The sequence below is a fragment of the Psychromonas sp. KJ10-5 genome (assembly GCF_055808325.1).
Map to the genome: position 1 here is coordinate 2,091,122 of NZ_CM147864.1, position 19,037 is coordinate 2,110,158.

Sequence of the window (19,037 nt, forward strand, 5' to 3'; positions counted from 1 at the left end):
AAAGGAGTTTAAGAACAATTTCTCTGCGAATATAAAAAAAGCGAGAAGTTGTTACTCTCCTCGCTTTTTAGCATCACTTTATCATTAACTTATACTGATTTATCTTGCTTTGACATTGCTTCACTCAAACGCAGTTCTTCATTTAACAATGCTTCAACATGGCCCGGTGAATGCGTACTCCCGGAAATCAATCGATACATGGCCGGAATAACAAATAATGTTACGATTGTAGCAAAGGCCATTCCGAAGAACACCACCGTCCCCACTGATATACGACTTTCAGAGCCTGCTCCGACAGATAAAATCAATGGAATGGAGCCAGCTAAGGTAGTAAATGCCGTCATTAAGATCGGACGAAGTCGACGCGCAGCAGCATCAATAATAGCAGTATCTAAGCTCTTACCACGGTCACGTAACTGATTGGCAAACTCTACAATTAAAATGCCGTTTTTAGTCACCATGCCAATCAGCATGATCATGCCAATTTGACTGTAGATGTTCAGGCCTTGATTCATTAACACCATACCAATGAAACCACCTAAAACCCCCATCGGTACGGTAAACATAACGACGAGTGGATTAATAAAGCTTTCAAACTGAGCTGCTAATACTAGGTAAGCCACCAGTAATGCCAACCCAAAAACAATTAACACACTGCTGCTATTTTCGCGGTACTCCTGTGATTCACCAGTGTATGAAACAGTAATATCGCTTGGAAATAGTTCGATAGCTTTGGCATCCAAATAATCTAACACTTCACCTAATGATTTACCTTCCGCTGCACTACCACCAAGCGTAATAGATTTTTGCTTATTAAAATGCGATAGGCGACTAGCAGACGCGACTTCTTCAATATCTGCTAATGTATCTAATGTAATCAATTCACCATCTTTAGTGCGCATGTAAATTTGGCTTAAATCACTCACATTATTAAAGCTATTTTCATCGCCACGTAGGTAAACATCATACTCTTCACCACGCTCTACATAAGTAGTATCACTCTTCCCCCCAAGCATCACTTCTAAAGTTTCAGAGATTTCATCTAAGCTAACGCCTAATTCTGCAGCACGCTCTTTATCCAAAGAAACTAACAATTCGGGTGTTTTTTCTGAATAATCTAAATCACTACCAACAACCATCCCATCAGCTTCTGCTTGTTGTCTTAATAGCTCAGCGTATTTACCTAACTCACTATAATCAGAACCGCCTAAAACAAACTCTACTTGATCGCTAGATCCGCCACGGAAACCAGGTAATAAAGGTCGAACCCGAATATCAGGTAAGTCACCTAACGTTCTCTTCACTAACCCTAATGCCTGATTAGCCGAAACGGTACGTTCATTCCAATCCTCTAGCACCATGATAACAAAGCCCGTTTGATCTCCGGCATTGCCGCCAAAAGCAGGTGCTTGTGTACTAAAGGATCTAATCACGCCTTGTCCCAATAAAGGTAATAGACGTTCTTGGATTAAATCCATATTCGCAGACATACGATTAAAGCTGGTGCCTTCTGCGGCTTTTACAAAGGCAAAGATAACCCCCCTATCCTCTTTCGGTGCAAGTTGCGATGGCACTTGTTTCATCAAGAAGTAACTGCCCGCGATACAAGCAAGAATAACCAAAGGTGCCGCTAAACGTAATTTAATGGCATAACCTAAACCACCACGATAAACGCCCTCTAAACGGGAAAATTGTTTATCCACCCAACGATTAAAGCGATTTTGTTGCTGATGCTCCTTGAGCATTTTACTGGCTAAAACTGGAGTTAACGTCAATGCGATAAACGAGGAGAAAATCACCGACATTGCTAATAACACAGAAAATTCAGTGAACAATAATCCAACCATGCCATCCATAAATGAAATAGGTAGGAAGACCATCACTAACACTAACGTTGTTGCTATTACAGCAAAGCCAACCTCTCTGGTGCCTTTATAAGCAGCCATTAACGGTTTTTCACCTTGCTCAATATGGTGGAATATATTCTCCACCACTACAATCGCATCATCCACCACTAAGCCTATCGATAAAATAAGCGCCATTAAAGTAATAAGATTGATCGAAAAACCAAAGTAATAAGCGGCAATGAAAGCAGAAATCAGAGAAACAGGTACTGTGATCGCAGGAATAATGGTTGCTCGAGCTTGACCAATAAAGATATATAACACCAAGACCACTAACCCTCCGGTGATTAATAGCGTGTTATATACTTCATCAATGGAACGCTCAATGAATACCGTAGAATCATAATTTAATTCTAACTCAGTATTTTCAGGTAAGAATTGTTGGATTTTATCAACTTCAGATCGCACTGCAGCGGCAACATCTAAAGGGTTTGCATCGGTTTGTGTAACAACCCCTAAACTGATATTAACAATGCCATTATTTTTAAACGCAGAGTTCTCATTTTCAGCCCCAACATTTACTTCTGCCACATCTTTTAAGTAGATAGGAGTACCGTCATTAGCACGACGTACCACTAAATAATCAAAATCCTCAGGCTGTGCATACAAGCGCGCAGTTCGTACTGACATAACTGTTGTATCATTGCGTACTTCGCCGCCGGGGCTTTCTACATTTTCAGCTTCTAATGCAGAAAGAATATCATTGACAGTGACAGATCGCCCTGCCATTAAATCCGGCAATAACTTAACGTACATGACTTTGTATAAACCACCAGTCACATTGACTGAACTCACTCCACTGATTAAGCTGAATCGGTCCGTTAGAGCACGCTCGGCGTAATCGGTTAGTTGAGTTCGGTCCATGGTTGAGGACCTGAGATTAATGTATAAAGAAGGCTCACCAGAACCATCATCTTTTGACACAATTGGCTCATCAGCTTCATCTGGTAAGGCCCCTTCCGCTTTAGCAACGGCATCTCGTATATCACTCACCCCTTCGGTAAGATCCCAACCGATATCAAAGGTGACAGTAATACGCGACATGCCATTACGAGTGACCGATTCTACTTCGTCAATGCCACTGATACCTGTCACTTGATCCTCGATCACTGACGTCACCTGACTTTCCATGATGGTAGCACTAGCACCTTCATAACGAGTAGTAATCGATACCACTGGACTTTCTACATCAGGCATCTCTCTAACAGCTAGCTTTTCAAAAGAGACAATCCCAAAAACACAAAGTAATAGGCTCATTACAATGGCCATTACCGGTCGTTTTACTGATACATCGGATAACCACATTATTTGTTATCCTTCTGTAACGCATTAACATTCACGGTGGTTTCACCGGCTTGCTCTACTGTACTTAAATCTTTAATAGTTAGTCCGTCACGCATATTAACCAGACCTTGCACAACAATTCGCTCACCAATCTCTAAACCTGATGCAATCACAGCCTGGTCTCTAATACGGGGACCTAATACTACTTCTCGACGAGATACTTTATTATCGTCACCAACGACATAAACAAAACGTTTAGTGCCTGAATACTCTAAAGATTGCACAGCTATAATAGGCTCATTAACGGCATTAAACACTAAGTTCGCAGACATCAACATACCCGGTTTTAAAAACTCATCTTTATTATCAAAAAGTAACCGAACACGTAAATTTAATGTATCTGGATTAATACGAGAATCAATCGCAACCACTCTACCTACAAAAGGTTGATCCCCCCAAGCACGTGTTTTAGCTGATACTTCCATGCCTACTTGTATTTTAGAAAGGTAACGTTCTGGAACAGGTAAATCTAAGGTCATTTCGGAAAGGTTATCTAGTGTCAAAAGCGACTCGCTAATTGCAACCATCTTACCTTCGCTAAAATCTAATAACCCTATGGTGCCATCAAAAGGTGCAGTAATATTGTGATTATCAATAAACACCTGTGCGGCTAATAATCGAGCTTTACCGATTGCAACGACTGAAGCTTGGCTATCTAACTCTGTTTGCGTGATCGCTTGTTTACCGATAAGACGCTGATAATCTTTTAAGGTACGTTGCTCATTGGCTAAATAAGCTTTTGCTTCAGCTAATAATGCATTGGCACCAGCACTATTCAACTTTATAAGCAGCTGACCCTTTTTAACTTTTTGATTAGCTTGCACTGCAATTTGGGTTACTTTGGCCGCAACCTCAGACTCGATGCTCACATACTCCTTAGCTTGTAACTTTCCAATTAAAGATAAGGATTCTGATACTTCATAAGCACCGACTACCTCGCTATAAATAGGCACTGCTGGAGAAGGCGTGAGTGCCATAGCAAAACTGCTAAATAGACTCAGTAAAAAACTTATTAAGATAAAAACTGGGTTGAATTTTTTCATTTTATTTCTTCTATTTAAAGTGAGGTAAAGCGTATAGGTAGTGTTTATAACAGCTAACACCAATAAAATTAAGCGAATGATCTTAATTGTCATCAATGGTATTGCATTCATCATAAAGTAAAAACCGGAAAAGATTGTGAAGAAAATATGGAGAAATTGTAACAAACGTTACGCAAAACAAGGGAGGTAAATATTAAGAGGTAGTTGCAAAGCTTAATTTGATATCAATCAAGCGAGCTAACTGTTCTAGTTTGCTTGATAAAAAACTGATTGAATATAATTAGTATTAGCACTAAAGAACGGGTTACAAATTGATTCAAAAGTGTCAATAATGACTTGAAATGATATCACTTCAAGTCATTATTTTTATAAAAGACCTAACTGTTCAGAAACTTAGTTGATTAAAGAACCGTTAATACATCTGATAATGCTAGGCGTGTTTTAGGTAAACTAAAATTGTAATCTTCAGAAGCATGATGGTAACCAATAACCAATGCAACGTGACATTCGAAACCATTTAGCTCTTCAGCGAATATCTCACCAACGAGTTCATGGTCAATGCCTTCCATAGGCGTTGAGTCAACTTTCAAACGCGCCAATGTATGCATTGCATTACCTAATGCAATATAAAGCTGTGCTTTAGTCCATGCACTGTTATTCCCTTGCTGGTCAGTATTGCTCTCAGCAAAATGGAATCCACCAAAGGCTTTTTCTCTATTTTCTAATGCAGTGCGTTTATCCTGTATACCTTTATCAACGACTTTTGCATAATCAGCACGGGTATAAGTTGGATTGTGTGCAAATAAAATAATATGCGAACTATCAAATATTAGGTGCTGATTAAACTGATGTTTATTGGCAAAAGAGTCATGCATTCTCTGTTTTGCAGCATCACTTTCAATCACAATAAACTTCCACGGCTGAGAATTAATTGAAGAAGGAGAAAGACGCAAACTTTCATACAGCACCGCTAAATCCTGTTGTGACACTTTCTTGCTAGGATCGTATTTTTTGGTTGTATAACGTGTCGCTAAATCACTAATAATTTGCTCGTGCGTCTCATTTGTTGTTTGCTTCATAGACATACCTTTCGTCGTACTTAAATCAAAGAATTTAATATTCATAACACCAGCGATGTTACCGATATAAAAATAAGCTGGATTCATAGACCCACTGCTAGTTTATAAATACATTGTACGCTTGATTATTTTATTTGATAATAACGAATAAATTTGAATAACTTTAAAATTATTTTTGAATATGTATCATTTAAACGACCTGAAATTGGCGATTCGAATTGCCGATCTGAACAGTATTTCTGCTGCTAGCCGAGAATTAAACTTAACGCCAGCGGCAGCAAGCGCTGCACTTAAACGCTTGGAGAAAAGGCTAAACTGCCAAATATTTATTCGTTCCACGCGAAATATGCAATTAACCGAAGAGGGAAAATTGTTCATTGAAAGCAGTAAAGACGCCATTCAAATATTGGAAGTCGCCAGTAATACGTTAAACAACAATAATGACCAAGTGAGCGGTGATATAGGGTTAAGTGTGCCATCTGACTTAGGTCGCAATATAGTTAGTCACTGGCTAGAAGAATTTTTATCCGCAACACCTTCAGTCACCATGACGCTGCATTTAAGTGATCACAACAGTGATTTAATAGAGCAAAACTTACAAATAGCATTACGTTATGGGCATTTAGCAGACTCGCCATTAAAGCGTAGATACCTAGCTTCATCACCACGTTATGTGGTTGCCTCGCCAGATTATATTAAACAGCATGGTCAACCAAACAGTCCTGCCGAGTTACAACAGCATCGTTTATTAAACTGGAATTTAGGTAAAAACAAACAACATATATGGAAATTTCAAAAAGATAACCAAGCATTAGATCTTAGTATTGAGCCAGCTAAAACCACCAATGATGGCGCACTGTTAAGGGAATGGGCGATTGCCGGCCATGGGATCGCCTATAAAAACTGGATAGATATTGCTAAAGATGTTGAACAAGGCAGATTGATCATTTTATTAAAAGAGTACCGCAGCGAAGATGTACCAGTGCAGCTAGTCTACTTACAAACTGAATATCCAAGAAAGAAGTTACGCATGGTAATCGACTTTTTACTGCAAAAATTTAACGAGTTTAGTCAACAATATCCGTGCCCTTAACAAGTATTCATAATATGTAATACTTGTCAAGGACACTCATTAAAAGACGACTGTAACTTTTGATTTAGCTACTGACTTCATCAACCAAGTACAAAATAGACTGGTAAGCAATGCCACTATGGTGTGATAAACCTATCTCACAAGTACGGCTATTACTATAACCTCGAGTACATCCATTGGGTATTTGCGACCTTAAAGGTGATAATGCAGCACTATTTAATTCAGGTGTTGTAAAACCTTTATCACCAGCCCAACCACAACATTCAATGTGCTCAGGGACAATCACTTCAGAAGCACACTGCTGTGCTAACTGTAGCATCTGTTTATCTAATGCCATTTTTCGTGTACTACAAGTAATGTGTAACATAATCGGCTCTTGTAGCGGCGTAATATTCAAGTATTCAACCAAATAATTAAGTACAAACAAACTCGGCTCTACTACCTGCATCTGCTGTACAGTTTCTTCTGAAAAAGCCTCAATACTGCGTTTTGCACAAGGGCTAGTATCCATTAACACAGGCCACTTGCCATGCTCACTAGCTTCCCATAACGCAGTTTCCAGTTGCGCTGATTTCTGTTTTGCTATATCAAAAAAGCCTTTGCTATCATGTGGCTGACCACAACAAAGGTCATTAATATTATCTGGAATGATTACATCAAAACCTGCTTTAGCTAACAGAGAGCTAGTCACTTCAGTCAAAGAACGTTGATCTTTATTATCAGCTTGCTGCCCCATGCTTCGACTTGAACAGGATGCTAAATACACAACTTTTTTATCGTTTTGTTGACCATGAAGCTTATTGAAAGTACTTTTTAACTTAAAAGTATTTGCGCCAGGCACTTCTGCCGACCAACGTTGTACTCCGTTATTAGATAGATTTGCAATGCCTTTACTAGCTTTATTAAGCCGAGCAGAGCCAAAGGTTTTTTGAGCGACTTGGTTAACCTTCAAGCCTACATTTAATAATTTATTCGTAGTACTAAAATGATTCGCAGTCCAACGAGCAATAGGTGCAAACTGTTGATATTTTAGAGAACGTAATTTTTTTACGAGATCACCAGTATTAATTCCCACCGGGCAACGGTCTGCACATAGCCCAGTCGCTGCACAGGTATCAATACCTTGATACTGAAAAGTATCTGCTAAAGATTTACTGTATGCACTATCACCGCTTTGTTCACTACGTTTCATCTCTCGGTACAACACAATACGCTGACGCGGTGATAATGTCAGCGTACGTGACGGACAAACGGGTTCACAAAAGCCACACTCAATACAACGGTCAATTAGATCATCCGCGGCAGGCATTGGTTTTAGATTTTCAATATGTGCTTGGCTACTTTCATTAATAATCACACCAGGATTCAATAATCCGTTGGGATCAAAAATCGCTTTAATCTTCTGCATTAATGCATAGCCTGCTTTGCCCCACTCTAATTCGACGTATGGAGCCATGTTTCTGCCTGTACCATGCTCTGCTTTTAGTGAGCCTTTATGTTTAATCGCCACTAACTGAGTTAATGCATCCATAAAATCACTGTAACGAACTATTTCAGATTCTGTTTCAAAGCTTTGTGTGAATACAAAGTGTAAGTTACCATCTAATGCATGACCAAAAATAATTGCTTCATGGTAATCAAACTGATCAAACAGCGCCTGTAAATCTCTAACCCCTGCCGCTAAATGCTGTACAGGAAAAGCGACATCTTCTATGATTACTGTTGTACCAACTTCTCGAACAGCCCCAACAGCAGGAAACAAACCTTTGCGTATTGCCCACAAGCTTTCTACCACACTTGGGTCGCGCGTAAACTCGATGGATTCTTTAACGGTATAATTAGAAATAGCCTCCATCACGGCCGCACACTGCTGATTAAGACTCTCTAAGTCACTGGCTCTAGATTCTATTAATAAGGTGCCGACCTCTAAGTCTAACTGCTTAATAAAAGCAGCCATACCAGGTTTATCTGCAATCGAATGCATAGCTCGCCCATCCATCATTTCCACCGCTGACACAGGTAGTTTCGCTAATACAGAAACCACTTGGCAAGCCGTTTCAATATCATTGAATACAATTAATGCAGAGGCTTTATATCGATGCTCAATCACCGTGTTATAGGTAATTTCCTTGATAAAGCCTAAAGTGCCTTCTGAACCAATCATTAAATGTTGAATTACATCAATCGGATCTTGGTAGTCCACTAAGGCATTTAGGGAATAGCCAGTGGTATTTTTAAGGCGATACTTATGTTTAATTAACTTACTTAAAGCGCTGTCATTTTTTACTTGTTCACACAGATCTTTAAGGTCATTAATTAAAGAAGGATGAGACATTTTAAAGCGACTCACACTGTTATTATCGGCAGTATTTAATTGCGTTCCATCAGCAAAAATAAGCTGCATACTATCGACTGTTCGATATGAGTTTTGTGCGACACCACAACACATACCACTGGCATTATTAGCAGCTATCCCACCTATTTTGCAGGTATTGATAGAAGCAGGATCAGGACCTATTTTACGACCATAAGGTAATAGATATTTATTCGCATCAGCACCTATAACACCCGGTTGTAATGTAATCTTATGACCTTGTTCAAGTATTTCATGCCCACGCCATTGATCACTTAATGTAATTAATACTGAATCAGATACCGCTTGGCCAGACAAACTGGTTCCCGCTGCTCTAAATGTGCAAGAGATGTTTAAGGCAGCACAACTTCGAAGTGTATAAATAACTTCATTCGCATTATGCAAACGCACTACTATCTTAGGCACTAAGCGATAAAAACTAGCATCAGTCCCATAGGCAAGTAACTGAGCTGGCTCAGTAAAGATACGCGCTTTATCAATACAAGCTAATAAGGTTTCTTCAAGCTGCTCAAATTGTTTCACATTACTTGCCAACATCACTACTCCTTAACTAACATTTCAGAAAAGCAGCGAACATAGTAGAATGAAGTTAACCGTTTAAATGTGATCTTGCTGGTATTCTATCGATAGCATTATTGATCCCCCCTAGGTTTTTAATAAACACTGTTTAATAACACCCATCATATTTTTAATATCAAAGACATAAGTGGCTTTTTAATGTAGAGTTTCTTGCAAAATATTAAAGAGAGCAAAACAGAATGTCAGAAAGTAAAAATGATAATGCACTACAATTAACACAACTAATTACTCCATTAAACGCAATGCATTTAGCACAATTAACTGCTTTTAGTTTTGGCCTACCTCCACTTTATTTCTGCCGTGAATATCAATCTCTAACATCAGACACTATAAAAAAACAATGTGAAGAGCGGTTATTAAAACAGCTCAATAATGAGCAAATAACAGTACAAGAATTGCAACAATTACTATTGGATAAAGAGTACTTTGATGAAGAAGAAGCAGGCCTACGAGTTGCTCCGCTTACTGAAGAATAGTCTTAGTCATTATGAAATAAGTCTTTTAGATTAAAGACTCCTATTTCAGTTTCGACTAAATAAAATAGTGAAATACAACCATCAGCATTACAGAGGGTGACCAGAAATGCTGATGGTTGTTGATACAGGTGCAGTGCTATTTATCTAATTTAAAGCGTCCTACAATATTATTAAGCTGCTCATTAACTTCATGAATATGATGGGTTTCTTGATTCACATTTGCCCCCGTTACCGTTAACTCTTGTACAATTGAGTGAATACGCGCCATGTTTTGACTCACCTCTCTAATAACTGCATTTTGTTCCTGCGCCGAAGAGGCGATCTGATTACTTAAATCATTAATTTTTGAAACAAAACTATTCATTACTTCTAAGCTCTCAGCCACACTTGCAGCCTCTGAAACGGTTTGCTGGCTAGTGGCTCTTGTACTATCAATTGAGCTCACTACTGCTGTAGATTCATGGCGTAGTTTTTCTAACGCATTTTCCACTTCACCCGTACTGGTTTGAGTACGTGCAGCTAGGGCTCTCACCTCATCAGCTACTACTGCAAAGCCTCTCCCTTGCTCTCCTGCACGGGCAGCTTCAATCGCTGCATTTAACGCTAACAAGTTGGTTTGGTCTGCAATGGCACCAATCACACTTAAAATAGATCCTATATCTTGTGTTTCCTGACTCATATTAGCCACATTAACCGTTGCACTTTCAACCTCTTTAGATAAGCGTTGCAAGCTCACCTGAGCATTAGTAATAATATCTTTAGACGTTTCACCAGAATGATTAGCTTCCTGCGTAAACTGTGCAGTATCCTGTGCGTTAGCAGCTACCATTTCAGCAGTCACACTCAACTCTTCAACCGCGGTGACAACTTGATCCGTTTCCTGCTGATGTTGCGCTAAGATGCCTGCACTATTATCAGAATGATTTTTCAGTGTTTCCACGCCTTCAGATAAACGCCCACTCACCTTTTTTACATCCAACATCATCAACTGTAATGTTTCGATAAAGCGATTTACACTACTGGCAATTTGCCCCAAATCATCATTCGAGTTAACCGCTAAACGTTGCGTTAAATCACCATCACCATTGGATAAATTACCCACCAGCGTTTTCAGTGCTATTACGGGTTGATAGATGCGATTAAGTACAAAAATAAACACTACAATAAATAATAACGTGATCATTAATACCCACAATAACAATGCCCAAGTTGCCTTAGAGACTGCAGCAAAAGCTATTTCATCTTTAACTGCAATCATCAAATACCATGGCGCGCTACCTTCCAACTCAACACGGGTAGAAACCAATAAACTTGGCTTTCCAGCTAATGTAGTATCAGCAATAACACGTTCATTTTTTAACATATTGGCTGAAAAATCACTGAGTTCATCTATTTCTTGTATTTGCTCCTGTGGTTTTACTACTTCACTAGTTGAAGCTAATACCATCCCCTTTTGGTCTACTAGAATCGCCACTGAATCCTTGGCGACATCCACACCTTCCACTAATGTTTGTAAACGAGTTAAACGTACATCGGACGCAATCACTCCATCCTGAACAGCTTGTACTGCAAGTAATAATAAGACGCCCTCTTTAGTGGCAAATACTTCACTTAACGTCAATTTTTCGCTTTTTTTACCAAGTTGATACCAAGAACGCGTACGAGGATCATATTTAGATGGAATACCAATACCATTAGGGAAAGATTCCGATGCTCTTGATGTATAAGATCGCCCATCATCAAACCCTAGCGTCAACTTAGCAACCCCAGTGGCCTCTTTAGCAAATAACATATGCTTCTCATGGTCTGTTTGGTAATTGTTCGCTTTATATAATGCAGCTAAATTACTGACAGGTTGGGAATATGAAGCGATATATTGCTTAATATTATTTGCTTCATATTGAGATGCACTGCTGATCTTATTAATCAACGTACTCTTCGTCGTTTCTGATAACTTATCAATAGAGATAAAAGAAGTGATACCTAGTGCTAAAATCAGCAAACTGGTAATCACTACAATTAAAATATTTTTAAAACCAAGCTTATTCATGAATTTTCCTTGTTGAAACGTGAAACCAATAATGAGTTGACCTTGCGCTCTGTTAGTTTCTGACACTATTCCAACAGTCTAACGACTACTGCCCATGAGTTTTTAAGAGAATGTTAAAAGTATGACTATTACCCCATTAGTAATACAAATGATTTTTAAAAAGTTTTAACTCCATCAAGAAATGACATTTCCTGTTTAAAAACACCACAAAACCAGAGTAAATCGGCTCGATAGATCTTGCTCACATTATTAGTTCAATTGACTGTAAATTCTGCTAAAATCTGCGCCTGAATTCGTTGGAGAGTATTTTATGAAAGACAATAGCCAAACTAAAGTGATCGTCGGAATTTCCGGTGGTGTTGATTCCTCAGTATCTGCGTACTTGTTGCAGCAGCAAGGCTATCAAGTTGAAGGCTTATTCATGAAAAACTGGGAGGAGGATGATACTGATGAGTATTGTTCTGCTGCTGAAGACCTTCAAGATGCTAAAGCTGTTTGTGATAAATTAGGTATCAAACTACATACCATCAATTTCGCAGCAGAATATTGGGATAATGTATTCGAACATTTTTTAGAAGAATACAAAGCGGGCCGCACACCTAATCCAGATATCATGTGTAATAAAGAGATTAAGTTTAAAGCCTTTTTAGAATTTGCAGCAGAAGACTTAGGTGCTGATTTTATTGCAACAGGTCACTACTGTCGCCGCCGCGAAGTTGATGGTAAAGCACAATTACTACGTGGATTAGATACTAACAAAGACCAAAGCTACTTTTTATATGCGGTGGGCGGCGAACAAATTGCCAAAACCTTATTCCCTGTTGGTGAACTAGAAAAACCAGAAGTGCGCCGTATTGCGGAAGAGCAAGATCTAGTGACACACAATAAAAAAGACAGCACAGGTATCTGCTTTATTGGTGAGCGTAAGTTCACTGATTTCCTACAGACTTATCTACCAGCTCAACCCGGCGACATTGTTACGCCTGAAAATGAAGTCATTGGTCAACACCAAGGTTTGATGTACCACACGCTAGGCCAACGTAAAGGTTTAGGCATAGGTGGTTTACAAAACTCAAATGAGAACCCATGGTACGTAGTGGGTAAAGACATGGAAAACAACCGTTTATTAGTCGCTCAAGGTGCAGACCACCCAGCGCTATTTTCTTATGGGTTAATTGCTAAAAAATGTGATTGGGTAGATAGAACAGCGAAGAAAGAAAGCTTTAAATGTACCGTTAAAACACGTTACCGCCAAACGGATATTCCTTGTACTGTAAACCCAATTGACGATGATACGTTAGAAGTTATCTTCGATCAGCCACAAGCGGCAGTAACACCTGGACAATCAGCTGTATTTTACCTCGATGAAGTTTGTCTTGGTGGTGCGATTATTGACCAGCACTTGCAAAAGTAGCTGGTAGCCCAAATATAAGCTGTATAAAGCAATAAGGCTTAGAGGTAGATAAATGTCTACCTCCACATTCATTTATAATAAGAAGTGTACTGATCATGTCATTCCATACCTTAGAATCTCGTAGCATTGCTTTTGCGGCAATGTGCCAAGCAGCTTACTTAGTCGATAAGATTGCGACTAAGGGTATTTGTCCCGATGCAGTTGCCTTTAATGCCTCATTACGTTCAATAGTACGCACTGATAGTGCTGCTCCGTTGGATATTTTAGGTGGGCATGAATCACTAAAACTTGGTTACAAAACCGTGATTGCACAACTGGATAATGTCGACAGCAGCCGTAATATGCAAATCACTAAATATGTAGCAGGTTTGATGGCCTTAGAGCGTAAATTATCAGCTAATTCAGGTACATTAAATCTACTTGGTGAACGTATTAACCAAGTGAATCGTCAATTAGCACATTTCGAAATTGATGACAGTAGTGTGTTAAGTAACTTAGATTCTATCTATAAAGATCTAATTAGTAACTTAGGCCCGAAAATTCAAGTTAATGGTAACCCTAGCTACTTGCAACAATCACAAACACAACATAAAATCCGCGCATTATTATTAGCCGGTGTGCGTGCCGCTGTACTATGGCGTCAAATTGGCGGTAAACGTCGTCAATTATTATTATCTCGCAAAGCGATAGTGCAACAAACCAAACAAAATTTACTAAGAACATAATATTCGTATTACTCTTTCCCAGTAAGGGAATAAAGAAACTATTTAAACAACCTACATATCATTAGGAGCAACAAATGGAACTTTCAGGACTAACAGCTGTATCACCAGTTGACGGCCGTTACGGTAGCAAAACTGCAATTTTGCGCGATATTTTTAGTGAGTTTGGTCTAATCAAATTCCGCGTACAAGTAGAAGTACGTTGGTTACAAAAACTAGCACAAACAGACGGTATCGCAGAAGTTCCTGCTTTCTCTGCTGAAGCAAACGCACACCTTGATGCAATTGTCGCTAACTTCGGTGAAGCTGATGCACAACGTGTCAAAGATATTGAAGCAACGACTAACCACGATGTAAAAGCGGTTGAATACTTCTTAAAAGAAAAAGTGGCTGACGTTGCTGAACTTAACGCTGTATCTGAATTTATCCATTTTGCTTGTACATCAGAAGATATCAATAACTTATCTCACGCTCTGATGTTATCAACAGCTAAAAATGACGTTATCTTGCCTTACTGTAATCGTGTTGTTGATGCGATTAAAGAAAAAGCAATCGAATACAAAGCAATGCCAATGATGTCTCGTACACATGGTCAACCAGCTTCACCTACTACACTAGGTAAAGAGATGGCGAACGTAGTAGCACGTCTACAACGTCAAGTTAAGCAAATCGAAGCAACTGAACAACTAGGTAAAACAAACGGCGCTGTAGGTAACTACAATGCTCACCTAAGTGCTTACCCAGAAGTTAACTGGCAGGGTTTTGCTGAAGAATTTGTAACAAGTTTAGGCGTTACATTTAACCCATTCACCACGCAAATCGAACCACACGATTACATCGCAGAGTTATTTGATGCGATTGCACGCTTCAATACTATTCTATTAGACTTTGACCGTGACGTATGGGGTTACATTTGCCTTGGTCACTTCAAACAAAAAACCATTGCAGGTGAGATTGGTTCTTCAACTATGCCACATAAAGTTAACCCAATTGACTTCGAAAACTCTGAAGGTAACTTAGGTTTAGCAAATGCTATCTTTGATCACTTAGCAGCGAAACTACCAGTTTCTCGCTGGCAACGTGACCTAACAGACTCAACGGTATTACGTAACCTAGGTGTTGCTATCGGTTACTCAGTGATCGCATACGAAGCAAGTTTAAAAGGTATCAGCAAGCTTGAAGCAAATGAAGAAAACATGCTGAAAGACTTAGATGCAAACTGGGAAGTATTAGCAGAGCCAATTCAAACGGTAATGCGTCGCTACGCAATCGAAAAACCATACGAGAAATTAAAAGAGCTAACGCGTGGTAAACGTGTAGATGGCCCAGGTATGAGTGAGTTTATCGATACACTTGAACTACCAGAAGCAGTTAAAGTTGAGCTAAAAGCAATGACACCAGCTTCATACATTGGTCAAGCAGTTGAGCTTGTAGAGAAAATGGCTTAATCCGCTCATTAAGCTAATTGATAAGAGGCAACCTTAGGGTTGCCTTTTTTATTGCGCTAAATATATTATTTCTCAGTGAGTACCTTAGTATCACTTCTCTTACAGCTAAATAACCAATCTAAAAATGGTTGTAGACTACTGTAACAAGCAATACCTACAGAACAGATCAAAATAGCAACCGCCATCTGTAAAGTTAATGTTTGATCCAAAATCCATATAGCTAACAATACAGAAACCACAGGCACTAAGGCCATAATCGCCGACGCTGATACCGCCCCTAACTTATTGATACAGTAACTCATACAAAACAAGGCTAAAATACTAACAACTATCCCTTGATATACACCTTGTAGAATAATCTCAGATACTGGTGCAATGCTGAGGTGAGTAGGTAGAAAAAACCAAATCGGCGTAAAAAATAACGCATTCACAATCGGAACAGAGATCATAATCGTCTTAATATTGATCTGCCATATTTTCATTGAAACAGAATAAAAAGCGATGAAGAAAGCCGCCAGTAGTAACCATAACAAAGCAATTAGACTCGCCCCACCACTACTCGTAAACAGTAAACTATTAGCCACCAAAATCAGAGTAATACCCAAATATTGAGTACGGCCTAAACGCCCTTTTTTCCACACATACAAAATCAGCGCACACATAATCGGCATAGTCCCATTAATGATCACGCCAGTATTCGCAGCATCTGAAATTAATAAACCAATCAAACTAGCGCAGACATATAAAGCACCGCAACATAGACTACAAATAATAATAGGTAAGGTGAAAATAGACTTAAGTGAAGTTTTACTAAACAAAGCATATAGAACAACAATCGCTGCCGCTGTTAAAAATCGCACGCCAGTTACATCCCACACCGTTAAAGAACGTGATAACCCCCATTTAGAAATAATGATCCAACCTGACCAAATCATCACCACCACTAACCCGGCGAGTAAACCCGTGACCTTATCAAACTTGATCGACCTTTCCATTATACTTCCTTGAAAATGAACTAATATGAGGATAACTTCATCAACATTATCACAAAAATCGGCTTTTAATGATGAATATCTAGCGGCATAGCGGTATCGCTACCCTGCTTATAAACGACCTGTTACACTCCAAATTATTTTATACAGAAAGGCGCGACAACATGTTTGAACTTAATTTTGAAATTAACCAGTTTTTAGATACTTACTGGCAAAAGAAACCCGCTTTACTCAAACAAGCTTTTATCGACTTTCAAGATCCAATTGCACCCGATGAACTAGCAGGACTGGCCATGGAAGAAGACTTGGAAAGCCGATTAGTTTATCAACAAGATGACCAATGGCATGCAGAATGTGGCCCATTTAAAAGCTTTGAACGTTTAGAAAAAGATGGCGCGACTTTACTGGTTCAAGCCGTTGACCATTGGCATCCAGATGCACAACAACTAGTACGCCCTTTTCGCTTTCTACCTAACTGGCGCATCGATGACCTAATGATCAGTTTTTCAACACCTAAAGGTGGTGTTGGGCCACATATTGATAACTATGATGTATTTATAATTCAAGGTGAAGGTAAACGTCACTGGCGTGTTGGTGCTCGTCAAACATTACCTGAATTTGCTGCACATGGTGCACTAAAACACTGTGGTGAATTTAATGCCGCTATTGATGTAGAAATGGAACCAGGTGACATCCTATACATCCCAAGTGGCTGTCCGCATGAAGGTTATGCGATTGAACCATCTTTAAATTACAGTGTTGGCTTCCGAGCACCAGACCAAAATGATTTACTGAGTAGCTTTACAGATTACAACATCGACAACCATGACAATGCTTTGCGTTACACTGACATTCCAATGCAAGTACGCGAAAAACCGGGGTGTATTGAAGACTCTGAATTAAATAAGCTACATCACGTAATGCTTGCTAACTGTAAAACACCAGAACAACTTATTCCTTGGTTCGGGCGAATGATCAGCGAAGCAAAACATGACTTAGACATCGCAGCACCAGAATACCCGCTAGAAAATAAAGAGATCCTAGAGTTTTTAGAAGACGGCGCTCAATTTACTCGCCTAGGCGGATTACGTGCCGTTTATTTTCAACAAACGCCAAAGTTAGTGTTTATCAATGGTGAAGAATACGACTTCTCAGGGTTTACAGAATTAGCACATTGCTTATGTGATCAAGATGAAGCCGCGAGCGAGTTACTTACAATCTTTAAAGATGAAGAGGCGGCACTCACTTTGTTCACTAAATTAGTGAATCTAGGTTATTGGTATGCAGAATAAAAAGTAGCGACGCTAAACGCCTCTTACTATGGAAAGAGGTGTTTAAAATACCCACCAATCAGCGCTAAACCCACAACCCTTTAAACCATCCCCAGATACCAAATGAGAAGTTTGGAATCAGGTTAATACCTAACGCAGACTTGATTAAATAAACCACTAACAACCCCACTAAAGTGCAAAATATCAATAGTATCGTTAGCATAATCGCTTTACTAATTAATGATAAATTCTGCTCTTGCCTTGATAGCTTTCGAAAGTTTTTACCCGCCAAAAATACATAATAAAAACGTCGGCGATAAAGGGGGATCTTAAAAGTGCCGCGCAAATCAATACTATGTTTAGCCCAGCTGCGCGAGCTTAAAATAGTAAATAAATGAGTCAGTTGCTCTTCATTAAAACTGTCAGCAACAGGCTTAGGCATTTTACTTAATAAGTTAACAATCGTTTGCTCATCTTTAATATTCTTTTTTAAATTAGCCAACGCCTCACCTTATAAATATGCTATATGTAAATTATAGAAATCGAATATAGCGTTATATTAACACTTTATATAATTAAACCATCAAAAAAACACTCAATTAGACATTATCATCAGAGGATTATATGCAGCTTAATTTTTCAAAATACAGTGCTTCAGAGCGTTATCACTTAATGACTCAAACTGTTATCCCTCGTCCAATCGCTTGGGTATTGACGGAATCAGAAGGCACACCAAGCAGCTTTAATCTAGCGCCATTCTCTTATTTTACAGCCGTATCAAGCGCCCCTGCTTTATTGATGCTTTCAGTAGGTAAAAAGCCTAATGGCGATGATAAAGATACGCTGGTTAATGTTTTGAAAAACAAAAAGATGGTGATTCATATTGCTTCCGAACAACAAGCAGACCTGGTTACTCAAACTGCCGCAACGCTAGCACATGGTGAATCAGAGCTAACCAACACCTCTTTAAGCACAACAGAATTTGCAGACTTTTCACTGCCACGTATTAGCCAGTGTGATATAGCTTATGCTTGTGAACTATATGAGATAAAAGAGATTGGCGATGTACCACAAACATTGATCTTTGTAGAAGTTAAACACCTTTACGTTAGCGATAGTGTGATTAATAAAGAACAGACTGAACGTATTGATATTGCAGCAGAGAAAGTCAATCCACTAGCACGTTTAGGCGGCGGTGAATACGCATCAATCACAGCACCATTTAAACTCAATAGACCAGATTAACTG

Annotated in this window: 14 protein-coding genes; 7 read left to right on the forward strand and 7 right to left on the reverse strand. The window is 39.1% G+C overall.

Features of this window, described 5'->3' with window-relative positions; genetic code table 11:
* Positions 1-89: 89 nt before the first annotated feature.
* The 3 genes from AC0L3W_RS09255 to AC0L3W_RS09265 all read right to left on the reverse strand — a co-directional run bounded on the left by AC0L3W_RS09255 (position 90) and on the right by AC0L3W_RS09265 (position 5,370).
* Positions 90-3,209, reverse strand: coding sequence for a multidrug efflux RND transporter permease subunit (locus AC0L3W_RS09255; protein WP_409439087.1), 3,120 nt, complete (start codon positions 3,207-3,209; stop codon positions 90-92).
* Complete coding sequence (locus tag AC0L3W_RS09260) at positions 3,209-4,291, reverse strand: efflux RND transporter periplasmic adaptor subunit (protein ID WP_290040378.1); 1,083 nt, start codon at positions 4,289-4,291, stop codon at positions 3,209-3,211. Before AC0L3W_RS09260 ends, AC0L3W_RS09255 begins: the two co-directional genes overlap by 1 nt.
* A gap of 401 nt (positions 4,292-4,692) precedes the next feature.
* Positions 4,693-5,370: an NAD(P)H-dependent oxidoreductase gene (locus tag AC0L3W_RS09265; RefSeq protein ID WP_290040538.1), complete on the reverse strand. Its 678-nt coding sequence runs from the start codon at positions 5,368-5,370 to the stop codon at positions 4,693-4,695.
* A 181-nt stretch (positions 5,371-5,551) separates the two neighbouring features.
* Between AC0L3W_RS09265 and AC0L3W_RS09270 the strand changes: the two genes are divergently transcribed.
* On the forward strand, positions 5,552-6,463 hold the full coding sequence (locus tag AC0L3W_RS09270) for a LysR family transcriptional regulator (protein ID WP_473572796.1): 912 nt from the start codon (positions 5,552-5,554) through the stop codon (positions 6,461-6,463).
* 64 nt (positions 6,464-6,527) lie between these two features.
* On the opposite strand, the gene AC0L3W_RS09275 is transcribed toward AC0L3W_RS09270, so the two are convergent.
* The gene (locus AC0L3W_RS09275; RefSeq protein ID WP_409439085.1) at positions 6,528-9,374 is read right to left on the reverse strand and encodes an FAD-binding and (Fe-S)-binding domain-containing protein; all 2,847 of its coding nucleotides are present in this window, start codon (positions 9,372-9,374) and stop codon (positions 6,528-6,530) included.
* A 221-nt stretch (positions 9,375-9,595) separates the two neighbouring features.
* Between AC0L3W_RS09275 and AC0L3W_RS09280 the strand changes: the two genes are divergently transcribed.
* Complete coding sequence (locus tag AC0L3W_RS09280; RefSeq protein WP_409439084.1) at positions 9,596-9,892, forward strand: hypothetical protein; 297 nt, start codon at positions 9,596-9,598, stop codon at positions 9,890-9,892.
* Positions 9,893-10,028: 136 nt separating this feature from the next.
* On the opposite strand, the gene AC0L3W_RS09285 is transcribed toward AC0L3W_RS09280, so the two are convergent.
* The gene (locus tag AC0L3W_RS09285) at positions 10,029-11,942 is read right to left on the reverse strand and encodes a methyl-accepting chemotaxis protein (RefSeq protein ID WP_290040385.1); all 1,914 of its coding nucleotides are present in this window, start codon (positions 11,940-11,942) and stop codon (positions 10,029-10,031) included.
* Positions 11,943-12,213: 271 nt separating this feature from the next.
* Between AC0L3W_RS09285 and mnmA the strand changes: the two genes are divergently transcribed.
* The 3 genes from mnmA (at position 12,214) to purB (ending at position 15,526) form a co-directional block, all read left to right on the forward strand.
* Positions 12,214-13,356: a tRNA 2-thiouridine(34) synthase MnmA gene (mnmA, locus tag AC0L3W_RS09290; protein WP_417697013.1), complete on the forward strand. Its 1,143-nt coding sequence runs from the start codon at positions 12,214-12,216 to the stop codon at positions 13,354-13,356.
* A gap of 95 nt (positions 13,357-13,451) precedes the next feature.
* Positions 13,452-14,081, forward strand: a complete 630-nt coding sequence (hflD, locus tag AC0L3W_RS09295) for a high frequency lysogenization protein HflD (protein WP_290040387.1) — start codon at positions 13,452-13,454, stop codon at positions 14,079-14,081.
* Between the two features lie 74 nt (positions 14,082-14,155).
* A complete protein-coding gene (gene purB, locus AC0L3W_RS09300; RefSeq protein WP_290040389.1) occupies positions 14,156-15,526 on the forward strand; it encodes an adenylosuccinate lyase in 1,371 nt (456 codons plus the stop codon).
* 65 nt (positions 15,527-15,591) lie between these two features.
* Here purB and AC0L3W_RS09305 read toward each other — a convergent pair whose 3' ends face one another.
* Entirely contained in the window at positions 15,592-16,521 is a 930-nt protein-coding gene (locus AC0L3W_RS09305; protein WP_409439082.1) for a DMT family transporter, read from the reverse strand.
* Positions 16,522-16,682: 161 nt separating this feature from the next.
* Between AC0L3W_RS09305 and AC0L3W_RS09310 the strand changes: the two genes are divergently transcribed.
* Positions 16,683-17,810, forward strand: coding sequence for a ribosomal protein uL16 3-hydroxylase (locus tag AC0L3W_RS09310; RefSeq protein WP_409439081.1), 1,128 nt, complete (start codon positions 16,683-16,685; stop codon positions 17,808-17,810).
* 64 nt (positions 17,811-17,874) lie between these two features.
* On the opposite strand, the gene AC0L3W_RS09315 is transcribed toward AC0L3W_RS09310, so the two are convergent.
* A complete protein-coding gene (locus AC0L3W_RS09315; protein ID WP_290040394.1) occupies positions 17,875-18,291 on the reverse strand; it encodes a 3-phosphoshikimate 1-carboxyvinyltransferase in 417 nt (138 codons plus the stop codon).
* A 122-nt stretch (positions 18,292-18,413) separates the two neighbouring features.
* Here AC0L3W_RS09315 and AC0L3W_RS09320 point away from each other — a divergent pair, with 122 nt between their 5' ends.
* The gene (locus AC0L3W_RS09320) at positions 18,414-19,034 is read left to right on the forward strand and encodes a flavin reductase family protein (protein ID WP_290040395.1); all 621 of its coding nucleotides are present in this window, start codon (positions 18,414-18,416) and stop codon (positions 19,032-19,034) included.
* The last annotated feature ends 3 nt before the right edge of the window (positions 19,035-19,037 follow it).

Coding starts and splice junctions, on each gene's coding strand:
- AC0L3W_RS09310 (WP_409439081.1), top strand. CDS start 16,683: ATGTTTGAACTTAATTTTGAAATTAACCAGTTTTTAGATACTTACTGG.
- AC0L3W_RS09285 (WP_290040385.1), bottom strand. CDS start 11,942: ATGAATAAGCTTGGTTTTAAAAATATTTTAATTGTAGTGATTACCAGT.
- AC0L3W_RS09270 (WP_473572796.1), top strand. CDS start 5,552: ATGTATCATTTAAACGACCTGAAATTGGCGATTCGAATTGCCGATCTG.
- AC0L3W_RS09320 (WP_290040395.1), top strand. CDS start 18,414: ATGCAGCTTAATTTTTCAAAATACAGTGCTTCAGAGCGTTATCACTTA.
- AC0L3W_RS09265 (WP_290040538.1), bottom strand. CDS start 5,370: ATGAAGCAAACAACAAATGAGACGCACGAGCAAATTATTAGTGATTTA.
- AC0L3W_RS09260 (WP_290040378.1), bottom strand. CDS start 4,291: ATGAAAAAATTCAACCCAGTTTTTATCTTAATAAGTTTTTTACTGAGT.
- AC0L3W_RS09275 (WP_409439085.1), bottom strand. CDS start 9,374: ATGTTGGCAAGTAATGTGAAACAATTTGAGCAGCTTGAAGAAACCTTA.
- purB (WP_290040389.1), top strand. CDS start 14,156: ATGGAACTTTCAGGACTAACAGCTGTATCACCAGTTGACGGCCGTTAC.
- AC0L3W_RS09255 (WP_409439087.1), bottom strand. CDS start 3,209: ATGTGGTTATCCGATGTATCAGTAAAACGACCGGTAATGGCCATTGTA.
- AC0L3W_RS09280 (WP_409439084.1), top strand. CDS start 9,596: ATGTCAGAAAGTAAAAATGATAATGCACTACAATTAACACAACTAATT.
- hflD (WP_290040387.1), top strand. CDS start 13,452: ATGTCATTCCATACCTTAGAATCTCGTAGCATTGCTTTTGCGGCAATG.
- AC0L3W_RS09305 (WP_409439082.1), bottom strand. CDS start 16,521: ATGGAAAGGTCGATCAAGTTTGATAAGGTCACGGGTTTACTCGCCGGG.